At 65.8% G+C, this 16,392-nt stretch carries 19 protein-coding genes and 2 pseudogenes; 10 read left to right on the forward strand and 11 right to left on the reverse strand.

The window, feature by feature from the left end:
• Positions 1–142: 142 nt before the first annotated feature.
• The 3 genes from NS1_RS33175 to NS1_RS33185 all read right to left on the reverse strand — a co-directional run bounded on the left by NS1_RS33175 (position 143) and on the right by NS1_RS33185 (position 1,767).
• Positions 143–358 (reverse strand): hypothetical protein, encoded by a 216-nt coding sequence (locus NS1_RS33175; RefSeq protein ID WP_157125517.1) that lies wholly within the window; start codon positions 356–358, stop codon positions 143–145.
• 111 nt (positions 359–469) lie between these two features.
• The gene (locus NS1_RS33180; RefSeq protein WP_062990916.1) at positions 470–796 is read right to left on the reverse strand and encodes a hypothetical protein; all 327 of its coding nucleotides are present in this window, start codon (positions 794–796) and stop codon (positions 470–472) included.
• 314 nt (positions 797–1,110) lie between these two features.
• Entirely contained in the window at positions 1,111–1,767 is a 657-nt protein-coding gene (locus NS1_RS33185) for a hypothetical protein (protein ID WP_218019995.1), read from the reverse strand.
• 18 nt (positions 1,768–1,785) lie between these two features.
• On the opposite strand from NS1_RS33185, the gene NS1_RS33190 reads away from it, so the two are divergent.
• Complete coding sequence (locus tag NS1_RS33190) at positions 1,786–1,977, forward strand: hypothetical protein (RefSeq protein WP_062990918.1); 192 nt, start codon at positions 1,786–1,788, stop codon at positions 1,975–1,977.
• Positions 1,978–2,112: 135 nt separating this feature from the next.
• On the opposite strand, the gene NS1_RS33195 is transcribed toward NS1_RS33190, so the two are convergent.
• The 3 genes from NS1_RS33195 to NS1_RS33205 are packed head-to-tail and all read right to left on the reverse strand — an operon-like array spanning position 2,113 to position 6,012.
• A complete protein-coding gene (locus NS1_RS33195) occupies positions 2,113–2,934 on the reverse strand; it encodes a YceI family protein (RefSeq protein WP_062990920.1) in 822 nt (273 codons plus the stop codon).
• The gene (locus tag NS1_RS42670) at positions 2,934–5,522 is read right to left on the reverse strand and encodes an MFS transporter (RefSeq protein WP_157125518.1); all 2,589 of its coding nucleotides are present in this window, start codon (positions 5,520–5,522) and stop codon (positions 2,934–2,936) included. Before NS1_RS42670 ends, NS1_RS33195 begins: the two co-directional genes overlap by 1 nt.
• On the reverse strand, positions 5,515–6,012 hold the full coding sequence (locus NS1_RS33205) for a MarR family winged helix-turn-helix transcriptional regulator (protein WP_062990922.1): 498 nt from the start codon (positions 6,010–6,012) through the stop codon (positions 5,515–5,517). Before NS1_RS33205 ends, NS1_RS42670 begins: the two co-directional genes overlap by 8 nt.
• 500 nt (positions 6,013–6,512) lie before the next feature.
• Between NS1_RS33205 and NS1_RS33210 the strand changes: the two genes are divergently transcribed.
• The 7 genes from NS1_RS33210 (at position 6,513) to NS1_RS33240 (ending at position 12,997) form a co-directional block, all read left to right on the forward strand.
• Positions 6,513–6,947 carry a hypothetical protein gene (locus NS1_RS33210; RefSeq protein ID WP_062990924.1) on the forward strand — a complete coding sequence of 145 codons (435 nt, stop codon included), beginning with the start codon at positions 6,513–6,515 and terminating at the stop codon, positions 6,945–6,947.
• On the forward strand, positions 6,944–7,639 hold the full coding sequence (locus tag NS1_RS33215; RefSeq protein ID WP_062990926.1) for a cutinase family protein: 696 nt from the start codon (positions 6,944–6,946) through the stop codon (positions 7,637–7,639). Before NS1_RS33210 ends, NS1_RS33215 begins: the two co-directional genes overlap by 4 nt.
• 725 nt (positions 7,640–8,364) lie before the next feature.
• A complete protein-coding gene (gene efeU / locus NS1_RS33220) occupies positions 8,365–9,264 on the forward strand; it encodes an iron uptake transporter permease EfeU (RefSeq protein WP_157125524.1) in 900 nt (299 codons plus the stop codon).
• Positions 9,265–9,284: 20 nt separating this feature from the next.
• A complete protein-coding gene (gene efeO / locus NS1_RS33225; protein ID WP_157125519.1) occupies positions 9,285–10,415 on the forward strand; it encodes an iron uptake system protein EfeO in 1,131 nt (376 codons plus the stop codon).
• On the forward strand, positions 10,396–11,679 hold the full coding sequence (gene efeB, locus NS1_RS33230; RefSeq protein WP_062990932.1) for an iron uptake transporter deferrochelatase/peroxidase subunit: 1,284 nt from the start codon (positions 10,396–10,398) through the stop codon (positions 11,677–11,679). Before efeO ends, efeB begins: the two co-directional genes overlap by 20 nt.
• 139 nt (positions 11,680–11,818) lie before the next feature.
• Positions 11,819–12,562 carry an ABC transporter permease gene (locus tag NS1_RS33235; RefSeq protein WP_062990952.1) on the forward strand — a complete coding sequence of 248 codons (744 nt, stop codon included), beginning with the start codon at positions 11,819–11,821 and terminating at the stop codon, positions 12,560–12,562.
• A 162-nt stretch (positions 12,563–12,724) separates the two neighbouring features.
• Entirely contained in the window at positions 12,725–12,997 is a 273-nt protein-coding gene (locus NS1_RS33240; RefSeq protein WP_255284785.1) for a hypothetical protein, read from the forward strand.
• Positions 12,998–13,107: 110 nt separating this feature from the next.
• Here the strand turns inward: NS1_RS33240 and NS1_RS33245 are convergent, their stop codons facing one another.
• Together NS1_RS33245 and NS1_RS39565 are read right to left on the reverse strand one after the other, a co-directional pair.
• A complete protein-coding gene (locus NS1_RS33245) occupies positions 13,108–13,878 on the reverse strand; it encodes an NAD(P)H-binding protein (protein ID WP_062990936.1) in 771 nt (256 codons plus the stop codon).
• Between the two features lie 180 nt (positions 13,879–14,058).
• A complete protein-coding gene (locus NS1_RS39565; protein WP_084504711.1) occupies positions 14,059–14,508 on the reverse strand; it encodes a S1 family peptidase in 450 nt (149 codons plus the stop codon).
• On the opposite strand from NS1_RS39565, the gene NS1_RS40505 reads away from it, so the two are divergent.
• Positions 14,461–14,607, forward strand: a complete 147-nt coding sequence (locus NS1_RS40505; protein WP_157125520.1) for a hypothetical protein — start codon at positions 14,461–14,463, stop codon at positions 14,605–14,607. The two genes, NS1_RS39565 and NS1_RS40505, sit on opposite strands and share 48 nt — an antisense overlap.
• 69 nt (positions 14,608–14,676) lie before the next feature.
• On the opposite strand, the gene NS1_RS33250 is transcribed toward NS1_RS40505, so the two are convergent.
• Both NS1_RS33250 and NS1_RS42210 read right to left on the reverse strand, forming a co-directional pair.
• A complete protein-coding gene (locus tag NS1_RS33250; protein ID WP_062990938.1) occupies positions 14,677–15,624 on the reverse strand; it encodes a hypothetical protein in 948 nt (315 codons plus the stop codon).
• Positions 15,625–15,754: 130 nt separating this feature from the next.
• Positions 15,755–15,901 carry a hypothetical protein gene (locus NS1_RS42210; protein WP_157125521.1) on the reverse strand — a complete coding sequence of 49 codons (147 nt, stop codon included), beginning with the start codon at positions 15,899–15,901 and terminating at the stop codon, positions 15,755–15,757.
• Here NS1_RS42210 and NS1_RS42010 point away from each other — a divergent pair.
• Positions 15,831–16,118 (forward strand): annotated as a pseudogene (locus NS1_RS42010) (heavy metal translocating P-type ATPase); the annotation flags it as partial. The gene NS1_RS42210 and the pseudogene NS1_RS42010 sit on opposite strands and share 71 nt — an antisense overlap.
• Positions 16,119–16,164: 46 nt before the next feature.
• On the opposite strand, the pseudogene NS1_RS41385 reads toward NS1_RS42010, so the two are convergent.
• A pseudogene (locus NS1_RS41385) lies at positions 16,165–16,392 on the reverse strand (hypothetical protein); the annotation flags it as partial.

Genomic DNA, 16,392 nt, shown 5'->3' on the forward strand with positions numbered 1-16,392 from the left:
CAGGGGCAGATCACCATCCGCTCGCAGGCCGGTTTGCAGCACTACAGGTCGTTGCCTGGCAGGCGATTGGCCTGCCAGGCAACGTGGTCACGGGCAATAGCCGATGGTCGGTCGAGCAATAGCGGTGCCGCCTACCGCGGAATCAGACTTTCTCCACCTTCGAGAAGGCCGTCCACGGGCCACCGACAGACAATCGCGAGATCTCGCACTTCCAGCCGATCTCGGTGTCGTTGGCGTAGCCCACCTCGCCGCCGGGCGACTGGATGTTTCCGGGCCGGGGTTCCCGGGGGTGATTCCAGGTGACCTGGATGTAGTCACCCTTGTTCAGTTCGCTAGGGCCTGTCACTACCGTAGCCATGACTTCTCCTTGAACGAATCGATTCGACAACTGGCAACCGACGCTGATTGTCGCGGATGACCGGGTACGTGCAGCCGTGCACGTACCCGACTCGCACCTACGACCGCCGGCCTAAAGCTGTTTCGCGATGGTGCATTTCAGCGTTTTGGAGGCCTTCTGGCCGTCCTCGGTGGTGATCGTTACTCCGACCTCCGCGACCCTGCCGACCAGATCATCGGAGGCAACGAACTGGGTCTGCTGAGCGTCTGCGGGCCAGTCGTAGCCTCGAGGAAACGTAGGCAACCAGGTCGGCCATGTCCAGGCATAGGTCACGTCGCCCGGCTGCACGGGAGTGTCACTTCCGTTGGTGGCAAACGCGCTGATCATGACAGGTTTGTCGACGACCAGGGTCGCCGCGTCGTCACTCACGCCCGCGCCGCCGATGAATTGGATCTGCATTTTCCGCTCCGTTCGTCGTGGATGAGACTGTCCCCACTCCGCCACTGCGCGCCTGCGCGGTGAAAACGGCGGGTGCCTGCGCGCACGAAATGCTCGGCACCGCATCAGGATCTACTCAACGCACGCGTCGAGTCTCGGGATTCACGAAGTTCGTCGACCTAGGTCCGGACTCGCCCAGCGACACGCCCAACAAGATCATCCGAAGTCGACGGATGGCAGCGAATGCCACCCCACCCGGAACGATGAATCTTGTGGTCGTACCACGCGGTCCGTGCACGAAGAGGTGGTGTCACTCGTGGCGGAATCTGCCCAGGTCAGTGGTCGGGAATGTGCACCGTGATTTCCCCGCCGAGGTGATACCCCTCGGCCAATCGCAGGTTGTCGCCACTCCAAAATCTGCCCGGGTCATACCAATTCGGGCGTCTGTTCGGCAACAAGCCCATGGCCTCATAAGTCATGGCGACGATCTCCGCGCAGTAGGCGTTCTCCAGACCGGCCTGATCGGATTGGCGCTCTTTCGACCGCTTCGGTACCGGTACCCGGCCCAGCAACCAGCGCCCCGCCAGCGCGCCGGTGGAGGGGAACGGCATGCCGTCCAGCCTGGCCACCACCCGCAGCGCTGCATCCTCCATCTCGCTGGTCACCGGCCGATCCAACTGACGCAGCCATGCCTGTTGCCCGTACTCCTGGCTCCATCGGATGACCGCGTCCCGCAAATCGTGTAGCTGGGCTCCGCGATGATGGCTACCCGACCAGATATCCGGCAGCGCCCGACCGAGCTCGGCATGCCATATCAGCGCCGGTAGGTCATCGATGACCACTGCCATGCCGACATGGTTCACCGGACTGTTGGTCAACCCCCGTATCGCGCGATCGGCGCGAGAATGCCCGCGAAACAGCCAAAGATCCCCCGTTCGCGTAAGCGCTACTGCTTCGTCCAAGCCGATACTTATCGGCGTTTCGCGTGACACAGCGACTAGCCTAGGCGCATGCGCTGGTGGAAGATATTGGGTCTGGCCGGGACCGCGGGTGTCGCGGCGACCGGGGTGGTCATCGTGCGGGCCGAACGCAAACGTCGCGCATACACCCCGGACCAGGTCCGTGAACGGCTGCACGCGCGCCTCGGCGATCAATCCAACCGACCGAACCCCACTACGCCAGTCGAGGACGGCAAGTCCTGATCGAAGATCGTCGGGGGCCTCCCTCTATTCGAGGGAGTCGACACGACCTGCCATCGGCAGAAACGCGTGTTCGTCTGAGCCGACCGTCCAACGATGCCGTCTGCTCGAGCGGCGGGGCCCAGTGTGGGCGAGCCGCTAGATCGCGGGTATCTGCTCGCCTTGTACGACTTCGATGTCGAGTTCGATCTTGACGGTGGTGCCGACCGCGGCCACTCCCGCGCGCACAACCGCGTTGTAATCGATGGCGAAGTCGTTGCGGTGCAAGAGCGTTTCGGCGTGGAACGCGGCGCGTACGCCACCCCATGGATCTGGCCCGAACCCACCGAAGGCGACCTCGAGATCGACCGAGCGGCGCTGCCCGTGCATAACCAGCTCACCCGGCATCACCCAGGTGTCACCCCCGGTACGACGAAACCCGTGAGCGGTGAAAGTGATCATCGGATACCTGTCGACGTCCAAGAACTCCGGCGAGCGCAGGTGATTGTCACGCATCGAGTTACCGGTATCGATACCCGCTGCCTTGATCTCCGCGTGCCCGGTGGACCGCTCGAACGACTCAGCGATGTCGAGTCGCCCACTCACGTCAGCGAATCGGGCTTTGATACTCGCGATTCCCAGATGACGCGCGGTGGCGATCACCGTCGAATGTGCCGGATCGATCGTCCATGGCCCCGGCGGGGGCAACGCCACTGCCCCTAGCGCCGGCGCCAACACCACCTCACCGAGCGTGCCCGTCCCGGTAGAAGAGATCTGCGCGATCCGCGCCACCGGCTCGAAACCGACAGCGGTGAGCACCGCGGTATGAATACCCGCGGGCAACAGGCTGGTGCTCACCGCTCCGGTTTCGTCGACAACCGCACGGGCGATCTGGCGGCCTGTCATATCCGTCACCGTCAACACCGCGTCCGGCACCGGCCACCCTTCCGCGGTGCGAACACGACCGGTCAATCCGCTCATCAACGATCCCCGAGCTCGTGACCGAGCCGCACGTCGTAGGCGGCCTCGCCGCCGGTCACGGTGACCTGCCCGGTCACCGGCGGATAACCACGAGCGACCACGGTGTATTGCCCCTCGACAAGATCGGTCACGACGTAGCGACCGTTCTCATCGGTGCGCGTTATCGCGGTCACCTCACCCGCGGCATCGAGCACAGTGACCAGCACGTCCGGCACCGCCCGATCGCCGTCGGCCCGCGCCGATCCGGCGAGCACCGCCATCGCGGTCAACTCGATGTCATGACTCAAGACGCCAGTGTCGGGCACCGTCAATGTGATCGCGCTGGGACGCATGTGTTCAGCGGCCGCGACCAAGGTGTAGACACCCGACACCACACCGTGGCACAGGTAGGCGCCGTCGCCGCCCGTGACCGCGGCCCCGACCACCTCACCCCGCATATCGGTCACTGTGACGGTCGCACCCGGCAACGGCGACCCTTGGACCGCGGTACGGACGACACCCGACAACTCACCGGAACCCACCAGGGTCAGATCCATCGGCTGGGTCCGCTGACCCACCGACACATTGACCGCGGTCGGCTGGTGCCCCATCGCCGACACGATCAACACATGGGCGCCCGACTCCGGCGCACTGATCGCAAAACCACCATCAGCGGCACTGCTCGCTCGCGCGACCTGACGGCCACGCTGATCGATCAACGTCAACACCGCACCCGGCAACGGATGACCATCCTCGCGGCGGACGTGACCGTCCACCGCTCCACCGCCGATGCCCGACCCGGACAACTCGCGGGTGGACGGAGCGGACTGCGCCGACGCGTCGACCTGGAACGCCCGATGACCGTTCTGATCTACCGGTGCACGTCCGGCCGAGGCAGGCACCAGCTCCGACTCGGACAGCACTCGCTCAGCGCCTTCCCAGACCGGGTCTTGTTCCCACTTCGACTCCGCGAGTACGGCCAATTCGGCATCCAGCGCCGCCATTGCGTCGGCATCGGTCGGATTGTCCTGCGTCGCGGACTCTTTCGCGGTCGGGTCGAGGGCCGGATCGATATCGATCGTGCTACGCAACGGACGGTTCGGAAGCCACGCGGTCGCAAGGAGGGCGACGACCGCCGCCCCCGCGGCGATGAGGAAGATCCGGCCGGTCGCATCGCCGTAGGCGGCACGCACGATCGTCGCGATCGGTGCGGGTAGTCCGTGGAGGTTCAGATTGCTGCCGCCGGAAGAACTGGTTGTCACACCGATCTTCGCGAAACCTTCTGTCGACAGCTCGCTCACCCGGGTAGCCAGCACCGACCCCAGCACCGAGACGCCGATCGCGCCACCGAACGTGCGGAAGAACGCGACGCTGCTCGATGCCGCGCCGATATTGTGCACGCTCACGGTGTTCTGCACGGCCAGCACCAGGTTCTGCATCATCATGCCGACACCGAGCCCGACAACGGCGATGTAGGTGCCGACCAGCCACAGGTTGGTGGCGTGATCGATCGTCGAGAGCAGCCCGAACCCGACCACCAACAGCGCACCGCCGGTGACCACGAACGACTTCCATTTCCCGAACCGGGTGATCAGCTGTCCCGAACCGGTCGACGCGACGAGCATGCCCGCGACCATCGGGATGGTCAGCACTCCGGCCACCGTCGGTGAGTATCCGCGAGAGGTCTGGAAGTACTGGCCGAGGAAGGTGGTCGCTCCGAACATGCCGATTCCGACCGCGATCGAGGCGATGATCGCCAGACCGGTGGTGCGCTCGGTGACGATCGACAGCGGGATGATCGGCGACTTGGCTCGGGATTCGACCAGCAGGGTCGCGAGCAGCAGCACTACGCCCACGCCGACATACAGGGCCGATTCGCGGGAGAACCACGCGTAGTAATCCGCTTTCCCCGCGAACGACACCCAGATGAGTAGCACCGACACACCGGCCGTCATCAGGGCGGCGCCGAGCCAGTCGATCGACACCCCGTCCTTGCGTTCGGTCGGCAGCCGCAGGGTCCGCTGCAGCAGCACCAGAGCGATCACGGCCAGGGGCACACAGACGAAGAAGCACCAGCGCCAGCCGAGCGGACTGTCGACGATGACGCCGCCGAGGATGGGTCCACCCGACATCGACACCGCCATCACCGCACCCATGTAGCCGGAATAGCGTCCGCGTTCACGCGGCGAGACGATGGAACCGATGATCGCGACAACGAGCGCGGTCAATCCGCCCATGCCGATGCCCTGGATGACTCGTGCCGCCAACAGCATGGGCACATTGCCCGCGACGCCCGCGATCACCGAACCGATCACGAAGATGACGATGGCCGACTGGACCAGCAGCTTCTTGTTGAACAGATCGGCGAACTTGCCCCAGATCGGGGTGGACGCGGCGTTGGCCAGCAGTGCTGTGGTGATAACCCAGGCGTATGCGGTCTGCGACCCCTCCAGGTCGCCGATGATCGTGGGCAGCGCGGTCGCCACGATCGTGGTGCTGAGCAGTGCTGTGAACAGCGCCGCCAGCAGCCCGGTCATGGCTTCCAGGATTTGACGATGGGTCATCGCGACCGGGGCCCGCCGCGTTCCCGCCTCGACTGAATTAGACATCCGCTTCCTGACTTTCTGTCGAATCCGGCCGGCGCGCGCCCACCGCGCTGTGGGGCGCAACTGTGGCCAGTGAATTCCTGAGCTTCAGAACAACCGAGGTGGCCTGTTCGGCTTCGTCCTCGCTCCAATGGGCGAGAGCGGTCTGCAATCCCCGTGCCCGCGATATTCGGACGCGCCGCAGTAGATCGCTTCCTTCGTCGGTGATCTGGATGAGAGTGGCCCGGCCATCGTTGGGATCGGCGTGGCGGGCAATGTTGCCCGACCGCACCAGTTCGCCGACATGCCTGCTCAGTGTCGATGGGCTGATGCACAAGTCCACCGCGAGATCCACCTGTCGGCACGGACCTCTGGCCTCGAGCGAGCCCAGTACGCCGATGCCGCCGGGAAGCAGGTCACCTTCGTCCGGATGGGAGAGGGCAGCGCGGATGGCCCGGCCCATGAAATAGAGCTCTCTGATCAGGCTCTGAGCCGTATCGGGTGACACTGCCATGACTGCTCCCAGACGGACGAAATTTACTTGCAGAATGCAACTATACATTACCTTACTTGCGCTAAGCAACGAGCCGATCGAGGTAGTCCTTGCCCGCGCGGCGGGTGTCGTCGCTGGCAGTGACACGGCGGGGGCGGGGATTCTCGGGTAGCACCGGCGCCTCGTCGCAGGTAAGTACGACGGCAGCGACAACAGCGTCGAGAACGGCACGAGCACCTGGTCGGCGCAAGTCAGCACGGACGTGCTTTTTCATAGTGCTCGGGTGGTCGCTCGTCCGGGTTCGCCAAAGTTGTTTCGAGAGGTCGGCGACGAGGGGATGTATTGGGATTCGTGCAAACAAAAGAGCGGGACGGTAGGTGCCCGAAATTTTCGGGCACCTTATCTGTCCGATCAACGGCTCTTCAACGTCCGGAAAACGGAATTTCGCAGCATTCGCCACGAATGTCTTGCCAGAGAACACGATCCGGATAGGGGAGTGGTAGACGCCGAGCCCGGAGTGGTTGCCCGTAGAAGCCCGCGACACCATCAACAACACCGCCGCAGGCGCCGAAGCGCAGGTCGCAGCGGCTCTGGATTCGATCGGTATCCCGGCGGGGCGCTCCGATCGCGTCAGCGGCGCGGTCCTGGTAGGCACCGGATTGGGTGGCGCTGCAGGCGCGACCGTGCTCGGTGCACCCGCCGCGGCCATCGGTGCGACGGTCGGCGGGCTGATCGGCGGCACAGTCGGCGGAATCGCCGGTGCCGCACTCGGAATCGTGATCCCCGTCCCGATCGTCGGCCAAGCCACCAGCGGCGTCGCGGGCACCGCCCTCGGCGCCGCAGCCGGTGCCGCGGCGGGCGCAGCGATTCTCGGAGTGCCTGCCGGTGTTGTCGGCGCGGCGGTCGGTGGAACGATCGGCGCCGGGTTCGGTGCTGGTGTGGGAGTCGGCCAGTGACCACGAGCGCGGGAGGTCGGGCCGTCGCGATGGTGGGTGCAGCGGTACTCACCGCCGTCTCGCCCATCGGCGCCGCAGAAGCGGTTCCGGTCAATGGGTGCCCGGCCTTGTTCATCCTCGGTGTTCAGGGCACCGGCCAGTCCGCCCCGAGCGCGGACCCACTCGCTGACATCGGTGTCGTCGGGTCGCTGATCGGGCCGGTCGCGGCTGCGGTTCCAGGTCTCGTGCAGCGCGCCTACATCGGCTACGACGCGGGATTCGGCGGCATCGTCCCCGGTGGGGGCTCGGATCCCTACGTATCCTCGGTCTCGGGCGCCCGGGCCAGTCGCGACACCGCTGCACGCCAGGTCGTCGAGGCATGCCCGAACACGATGCTCGCCGGTGTCGGCTACAGCCAAGGCGCCCAAGCGATGGCGAGCTTCGCGCGCGACATCGGTGCCGGGCACGGGCCGGTCCCGGCGGAGCGCATCGCGGGGATCGCATTGTATGCCAACCCTGATCGCGGTGAACTCGAACCGGTCTTTCCCGGGCGACCGGGCCAGACCGTGCCCGACCCAGCGCCCGGCACGTCGGGCGCGGCGGTCTCGACCGTGCACGTTCTCGCGGCACCAGCGGGCGATGGGGGTATCGCGACCACCGATGCCGGGTACGGCGATCTCATCGGTCGGGTTGCCGACATCTGCAGCGAATGACGGTGCTGGACCGGGATGACGGTCATTCCGTTCGCTTCGAGGAGCTTGATCGCCGGAGCGTCCAACTGGACAGCGCCGGGAGCGTGGGTTCGCGGCGACATCACTTGCCGGGGGAACTCCCTCGAGTCGCCGTTTCGCTGGATCTTCCTGCCCCTTTGTGCCCGTGCTGTAGGCCAGGAACTTCTGCGCGGCTTCCTGCTTCTTGCTCGACTTCGGCACATCGCCACCGGCGACCGCTGATGAACGTGCTCGGGTCCTGGTTCTCGAGGTAGTGCGGTCCGCCTGGGACGTCGGTCGGTGACCGGTCCATAGAATGTTGCTCTATGTCTTCAACCGTCGCGGCCACGAGTCAAATATGGCGGTGACGCCGTGCAGTGCCCTGATCGTGTTGTGCGTCGCGATGGTGCCGGCGAACTGCCAGGCCACCGCCGCTGCGGACGAAACCTCGATCACCGAACCAGGCCGAACCCGATCAGCGCGGTCGAGGACGCCGTGCGCCCTCGGTCAACGCGATGATCGCCTCGATCGCGTTGTAGGTGATGCTCGACTTCGGAGTTACGACTCGCGAGATCCTCAAGGTATTGAAGATCGCCACCACCGTGGGGATCCATGCACTCAATATCGGACTCGGGATCCGGTGACCACCCCGACCTGCGGTGTGTAAGACTAGGCTTGCCTTATCAAATTGGTGGGGGTGGACATAGGATCGACCGGGAGCGGATGTGATCGAGAGAGTAGTTGCATCCAGTGCGCCGTCGGTTGCGGCGCAATTGGTCGGTAGTGGTTTGATCGGTGTGCGGGAGGGCCTCGAGACCGGGATCGTGATCATGATCTTGGTGGCCTTTCTGGTGAAGTCGCAGCGCCGTGAGTCGTTGAAATGGGTCGCCGGGGGTGTGGGCGCTGCGATCGTGATGGTTGCGGCGATCTTCGTCGGGGTCCGTTTCGGCACGTCGACCGTGACGGGTGTTGCCGCCGAGCTGATCTCGGGCCTCGCGTCGCTGGTCGCGGTGGTGATCGTGACGTGGATGGTGCTGTGGATGCGGACGGCGTCGCGGTCCATTTCCGGTGAACTTCGGGAGGGTATGTCGAAGGCACTGACCATCGGCCCGTCCGCGGTGCTCGCGCTGGCGTTCTTCGCGGTGGGGCGTGAAGGGGTGGAGACGGCGCTGTTGATGGTCGGATACGCGGAGAACACCGCGGGCAGCCGGTGGCCGCTGATCGGCCTGCTGCTCGGGATTCTGATCGCGGTGGTGTTGACGGTCGCGATGTACTTCGGTGCGGTACGGATCAACTTCGCGGTGTTCTTCAAATACACCGGCGCGCTACTGATCGTGGTCGCCGCCGGAATCCTCGCCTACGGGATCCGGGCCTTACAGACCGCAGGTTGGCTGCCCGGGCTGGGGTCGCGTGCGTTCGATATCTCGTCGTGGTTTTCCATGTCGAGTTGGTACGGCACCGTTGCCCAGGGCATTTTCAACTTCCGTCCCGAACCGACCGTCCTGCAGGTGGTGGCCTGGTCTGTCTATGTGGTCGTGGTGCTGACGTTGTTCTTGCGGCCGGTCGTGCCGTTCACGTCTTCGGGCGGGCGTCGTCCCGAGCCGACTGGTTCCGCGGTTGCCCCGTAATAACGAAAGGTCAAGTCCCCGTGCGTTATCCACTTGTCTCGATCGCTGTCGTCGCGACGGCCGCGGTATTGCTCGCCTCGTGCACCAGCAAGTCCGACGGCGATGCCGGTGATATCGCGGTCACCGCCGACGACTCGACGTGCGCGCTCTCGCGCGATTCCGCCGAAACCGGCACCGTGACATTCCAGGTGACCAACAACGGCACCAAGGTGACCGAGTTCTACGTCTATGGCGTCGGTGAGCGGGTGATCGGTGAGGTCGAGAACATCGGGCCGGGGCTGACCCGGAAGCTGATCGTGCCGGTGTCTGATCCCGGCGCGTACCAGGCCGCGTGTAAGCCGGGCATGATCGGCGACGGCATTCGCCAGAACTTCACCGTGACCGGTGCGGCGCAGACCCGCGACGAGACAGGCAAACTCGCCGATGCCGCCGCCGGGTACAAGCGCTACCTGACCAGCCAAGCCGCGGCGTTGCAGGACACCGCGAAGGGCTTCGTGGCCTCGATCAAGTCCGGCAAGATCGACGAGGCGAAGGCGCAGTACCCGCGGACCCGCACCTACTACGAGCGGATCGAGCCGGTCGCCGAGAGCTTCCCTGACGACCTCGATCCTCGCCTGGACCTGCGCGAAGCAGATCTCGCCGGCGGTGACAAGTGGACGGGGTTCCACCGCCTGGAGAAGGACCTGTGGGCCCAGGGCCTGCAGCCCGACACCAACCAGATCGCCGATCAGCTGCTCGCCGACCTGGACGAGCTGGTCGCGGGAATCAACGCCGCCGATTTCGCCGTCGACCCGCTGCAGGTGGCCGGCGGCGCGCAAACGCTACTCGACGAGATCGCGCGCACCAAGATCACCGGCGAGGAAGACCTCTTCTCCCATACCGACCTGTGGGACTTCCAGGCCAACGTCGACGGCTCCCAGGCTGCCATCGCGTCGCTGCGACCGATTCTCGATGAGCGCAATGTCGAGCTGGGTAAGCAGATCGACCGTCGTTTCACCGAACTCGATGCCGAGCTGGCCAAGTACAGGCGTGGTGACGGTCAGGTCAGCTACGACACGGTGACCGAGGAGCAGCGAGTCGATCTCGCCCGCCGTATCGATGCGTTGTCCGCGGTCGTGAGTCAGGTGCAGGGTGTCGTCGCCGGATCCTGACAAGCGACAGGGCCGCGGCGCGATCTCGCGCCGCGGCCTGATCGGCTCAGCCGGTATCGGCGTGGCCGCGGCCGGTGCCGGAGTCCTGGCCGGTCGCCTGTCGAGTCCGGCCGGCGCGGGGACGATCTCGCCCACGGTGCCGTTTCACGGGGACCACCAGGCGGGCATCGTCACTCCCGCCCAGGATCGGCTGCACTTCGCGACTTTCGACGTGCAGACCACCTCGCGGGCCGAGCTGATCGAACTGCTCAAGACCTGGACGGTGATGGCTGAGCGGATGACCGTCGGCTACGAGGCGACACCCGACGGCGCCACCGGAGGAGAGGAGTATGCGCCGCCCACCGATACCGGCGAAGCGCTCGATCTGCAGGCGTCGCGGCTGACGTTGACGATCGGATTCGGTCCGTCGCTGTTCACCCATGCCGACGGCACCGACCGGTTCGGGCTGGCTGCACGCAAACCCGCCGCGCTGGTCGATCTGCCCAAGTTCACCGGCGACGCGTTGGAACTCGCCCGCTGCGGCGGTGACATCGCTGTCCAAGCATGCGCGGACGACCCGCAGGTCGCTGTGCACGCCATTCGTAACCTCGCCCGCGCCGGGTTCGGCGTGGTTTCTGTCCGATGGTCCCAGCTCGGGTTCGGCCGGACCTCATCGACGTCGACCAGCCAGGTGACACCGCGAAACCTGTTGGGCTTCAAGGACGGAACTCGCAATATCAAGGCCGAGGATCGCGACCTGGTCGATAAGTTCGTCTGGGTCGACCGCGGCGACGATCAGGCGTGGATGGCCGGCGGGTCGTATTTGGTAACGCGCCGGATTCGCATGTTGATCGAGCCGTGGGATCGCACCACATTGCATGAACAGGAACGGGTGATCGGTCGCACCAAGGGCACCGGCGCGCCGATGGGTGGGCGCGACGAGTTCGATGAGCTGGATTTGCAGTCGGCTGGGCCGTCAGGGCCGTTGGTCGACACCGATGCCCACGTCCGCTTGGCCTCGGCCGAGGAGCTCGGCGGTATCCAGATCATGCGACGGGGGTATAACTTCACCGATGGTTCGGACGGCTTCGGCCACCTGGACGCCGGCTTGTTCTTCATCGCCTACTGCCGCAACCCGGTCACCCAGTTCGTGCCGATGCAGAACAACCTCGCACGCAACGACGCGCTCAACGAGTACATCAAGCATGTCGGATCCGGTGTTTTCGCTGTGCCGCCTGGTGTGGATTCCCAATCCTATTGGGGGTCAGCCCTGTTCGACAGCTGAGCGGACGCTCGTCCTGGGTTCGCCCCGGCACGAGGGGACGGCCTGCGACAAATCTCGCGTCGGCAGCGTCAGCAGGTGACCGATGCATAGAATGTGGCTCCATGTATCGCCGTTCAGCCGTCGCGACCAGGAGCCGACGATGGCGGTGACGCCGAGTATCGCCCTGATCGTGCTGTGCGTGGTAATGGTGATCGCGTCGGCGGCGGTCTATCGGCTCGCTGGACTGGGATCGCCATCGGTGGTGCCCAGAGCCTCGATCCGGGCGGTCCTGCAACTCAGCGCGATCGCCCTGATCCTCGCCGCAGCCGTGCGTCATCTCTGGTCGGCAGCTGTCGTCCTGCTGGTCATGTTCGGGGCCGCGGTGTTCACCTCGGTGCGCCGAGCCGAGGCCGGGCGATCCGGGATCTGGCTCGGATTGGCCATCGCCGCCGGAATCGTCGCGGCGATGCCGGTGACGTTGGCCAGCGGTGTCGTTCCGATCCACGGGCTGACGCTGGTGTCGATCGGCGGAATCCTGCTCGGCGGCACCATGACCGCGACCTTGTTGGCGGCCCGGCGCGGACTCGACGCGGTCAACCAACGCTGGGGCGAGGTCGAAGCCGCGCTGAGCCTCGGCTTCACCGGCCACCAGGCCCGCATGATGGTGCTGACAGGCGCCGCCACCGACGCGTTGATCCCAGGCGTCGACCAGGCCCGCACGGTCGGATTGGTCACTCTGCCAGGTGCTTTCATCGGCGTGCTCCTCACCAGTGGCTCGGCCGCACAGGCCGGCGCGGTGCAGATCCTGGTGCTGATCGGGTTGATGCTGTCGCAGACGTGCGCGGTCGCGGTGACGCTGGAACTAGTTGCTCGCACTGTGGTCTCCCGATCGCCGGACCGCTGAATTCATCGACTCGAAACACCGCGGGTTGTTCGGGGAAACAGCGCTTCTCGATGCTGTGCCGGAATCCCGTCGGATATGAGGTACGAATGTGAATTCGGGAGATACCTGCGCCGCGCTGGTCAGGTTGATGACTCCGGGTCTGGCGTTCTCTACGGCAGAATGATGGGCGCCAAGAGTGTGCTCACGCTGATGATGAACTCCATCTGTCTGGGTGTGGTGTCCACGCTCTGGCTGCTCTGCGGCTACAGCGAAACATTCGGCGACGACGCCTATTGCGGGTTCGTGGGCGACATGTCGCACGCGCTGCTCCGCGCGGGCCCGGCGAAGGTGGGGGTCGAACGACGTTGCGGTTCCCCAGGGGATCGAACCTGCGACGCAAAAATAGCCACCAACCGTAGGCCGCCCGTCAGCGATCATGGGACACCGAACCGCTGAGTGGGGGCAGAGTTCGAGTCGCCATAGCTCCACAAGCTCGTAGTGCGCGAACACTCGGCCGAGCAGCCGCGCCGGATCCGTCGAACCCGGCGCGGCTTGCTGCCCATATCTCAGCCTTGGTTCCCCGCCGGCAGCAGTCCCGCCGATATCCGCGCATGCCGACGGCGAGGGTTCGACTCTGCCGCCTGGCGCATCAGCGTGAATCCTTCGAGGATGGCTTCGGCGAGAGCCGGAGGGGCACCGCGGGGGTACCGAGATGCGACGGCCTGTTCGGGTGTCGCGGCCTCGTGGATCTCGATGTCGCAGCCGAGCGTGGCCCCGATGACTGCTACCTGTTCCGCGATGGTGAACATCTGCTCGCCGGTGAGGTAGTACTCCTTTCCCTCGTGGCCGTCCTCGGTGAGCGCGACCGCCGCCACTGCGGCAATGTCGGCCAGGTCGACCGGTGTGTAGCGGCCGGGACCGGTGGGGTCGTCGACGGCGCCGCCGGCGCGGATCACCGGTGCCCACTCGAGGGCGTTGGTCGTCAAGCCGCCGGGTCGCAGAATCGTGTAGGGAATGCCCGAGCCGCGGACGATCGTTTCGCGGTGGTGATGCCAGCGCCCCATCGCGGGGATCGGGTCACCCATCACGTTGTACGACGACAGCAGCACGACTCGGCCGACCCCGGCTGCTCGTGCCGCGGCGACCATGTCGCGGGTGTGGTCTGTGCCGATGCCGGGGACGAGCAGGAAGAGCCGGTCGACCCCGTCGAGGGCCGGGGCGTAGGTGCGCCTTGCCGCTATCGGCCCCCGCTCGCCGCGCGGGTGCCGACCGGTAGGAACCCGGATCTGCGGCCCGACCGCCGTCAGGGCGTTCGCGTTGTGGAGCGTCAGGCCCACCGAAGTATCAGCTCAGGCACGGCCTTGGACCGGGTTTGAGCCGTCTTGCTGGAGGTGGTTGTCGGTGGTGTGTGCAGTCCCGAATCGTGACCAATCCTCGAACCTGATCAGGGACGAGAACCCGAGCTCGTCTGCCGCTTACACGAGCGTCGAAGATGGGATGGATCGGAAGTACGGCGCCTACCCATTTCCTTCCTGAAAAACTGCGTCAGCGACGAGACCGACGCCCCTGCCATCGAGCGCGACGACTGGACCACCGCTGTTCCCGCCTCGAGTAGTCGCCGAGTAGAGAAACCCGGGTCCATCCAACATGCCAACGGCGGGACTCACGACCTCGCCGCGGTGAACAATCAGCGGTGACTTTGTTGCGCACGGCACAGGTGGGTAACCGAGGGTGATCACCTCGTCGGCCCAATCCGGGTCCCGAAATGCCAGTCCTTCCGGCGCGTAAATCGGGTCGCCAACCGGCTCAACTTCGATGACAGCCATGTCCACACTGTCGTGGACATGGGTTCTGACCACCCTCGCCGAGCCAGAGGGGGTCCGGCCCCGCTCATGCCAAGGCGGGCTACTGAGGAGGTGGTGATTTCTTCGTCCAGCGTGCAGCCGCTGCCGAAGCTGACCGCCGATGGCTACACCAACCCCTACCTGGACGGGTGGAGCGCCGGTTCGTCGAACCTGCTCACCGGTCTCGGCAACCTGATCGGCACCGGTTCCGCCGCCAAGTGACGGTGGTCAGGAACGAGAACGGCGGTACCGCACGACGAGGTGCGGTACCGCCGTTCGCCTTTCCCTGGGTCAGTTCAGGGTGAAGGCGGCGGTCGGCGCGGAGGCTTCGCCCTCGGCGCCGAGCGCGTTGTAGACCAGCGTGTAGGCGCCGGTGCCGGGGGAGTCGACCACGAAGACCACGAAGTTGTCCGGCTTGTCGATGGTCTGGCGCGCGCCGAGCAGCTCGTTGATCGGGCCTTTGAAGTCGGCGGGCACGGTGCGGCCGTCCGGGGTGCGCACGCTGAAGTACTGGTAGTAGATGTTGGCGCCGCCGGCGGGGATGCCGGAGCCGCCGGTGAGCGTGATGTGCAGCGCCACATCGGATTTGCCGCGCTCGCCGGTGCTGTAGCTCGGGTGCAGGGTCGCGCCGGTGACGGTCACTGTCGTCTCGCCTTGGGTGAGCTTCGCGGAGGTCGGGAAGCTGCGCGGCTGGACGCTTTGGACCTTCGCGTCCTTCTTCAGCGAGATGATGGTCTGGTTGTCGGTGGCCGTGCCGTAGACGATCGTGATGGTGTCGATCAGGTGCTCGGCGTCGTCGAGCGAGCGCACCGGGAACTCGGCCTTGCCCCTGCCCTTGCCGCCCGCGGCGACGGTCGGGCTGTCGAAGGTCGCGCCGCCCTCGAGCTCGCCGTTGACCAGCAGCGTCGGGGTCAGCCCCAGCATCCGGTCGGCGAGGCCGGTATTGGCGTAGGTGATGTCGATGGTCACCTCGGCGCCGCCGTACTCGTTCGGCACCACGGTGGCCTTGTCCACGGTGATGGCGAAATCGTCGTACCAGCCGGTCTTGCCGAGGGTGCGCACGGTGGATTGCCCCGCGCGGCCCGCGGCGGGGGCGCCGGCCGGCGTGCCCGCGGAGGTGGCCACCGGTGTGCTGGCCGGTGTCGCGGTGCCGACCTCGTCGTTGCAGGCGGTGAGGGAGAGCAGGGCGGCGGCCAGCGCGGCCGCCACAGCGGTTTTCCGGACGAGTGGAGTGGGCACGACTGCCTCCAGTGATTCGACCCCGTCCGGCGGATTCCCGGGTTCGGCGCGCGGCGGGTTCTGCCCGAAGATATCCCGGTGCGCGCCCGGTGTTAACCGGAGCGCGGACAATGATCGGGGAACGCCCGGATCACCGCCGCGGCGCGGTGTAGTCGATCAGCTTGTCCGCGTTGGACAGCGAGGTCACCACGCAGGTGCCGAGCGTGGCCGTCGTGGCCCGCATCGCCACCCTGGTCGAACATGCCGGCGCGACGAAGGCGACCACACAGCTGTTCATCGGAATCGAGCAACGCTACACGGGGCATGGTCGCGGTGACCCTCGCGGTGTTCACGGTGCCGTTGCTGTTCGGTGCGGCAACGCGTGATTCGCTGCTACGGGCGATGACGTTCGGTCGCCGCCGCTGCTTGCCGCGATCGCCAAGGCCGGACGCAACGGCGTGCTCGTGAAATCCGCCATCGTCATAGAACAACTGCGGCGGCGACCGAACGTCGCCATCAGTTCGTGCCAGTCAGGCAGTCGCGTATGCGCCTGGCGCGTGCTCAGGCCGGAACAACGTCCGCGCCTTCGTATATCGACAGGTGGATGGCGGCCAGTACGAGCGAGCGCTGTGGTAGGCGCAGTCGTCCTGGTGTGGGTTCGCAGGCCCAATGCCAGCCGAACTGATCGTCGGAGCGGGGCAGCATGACACGGGTTCCAGGCTGCGGAACAGTGACGCCCTGAAACCCCAATTTGCGCTGAATCGGCTGGGGCACAGTGTGATACGGAAC

The organism is Nocardia salmonicida NBRC 13393, from assembly GCF_001613085.1.
In the GTDB taxonomy this organism is placed as follows: Bacteria; Actinomycetota; Actinomycetes; order Mycobacteriales; family Mycobacteriaceae; genus Nocardia; species Nocardia salmonicida.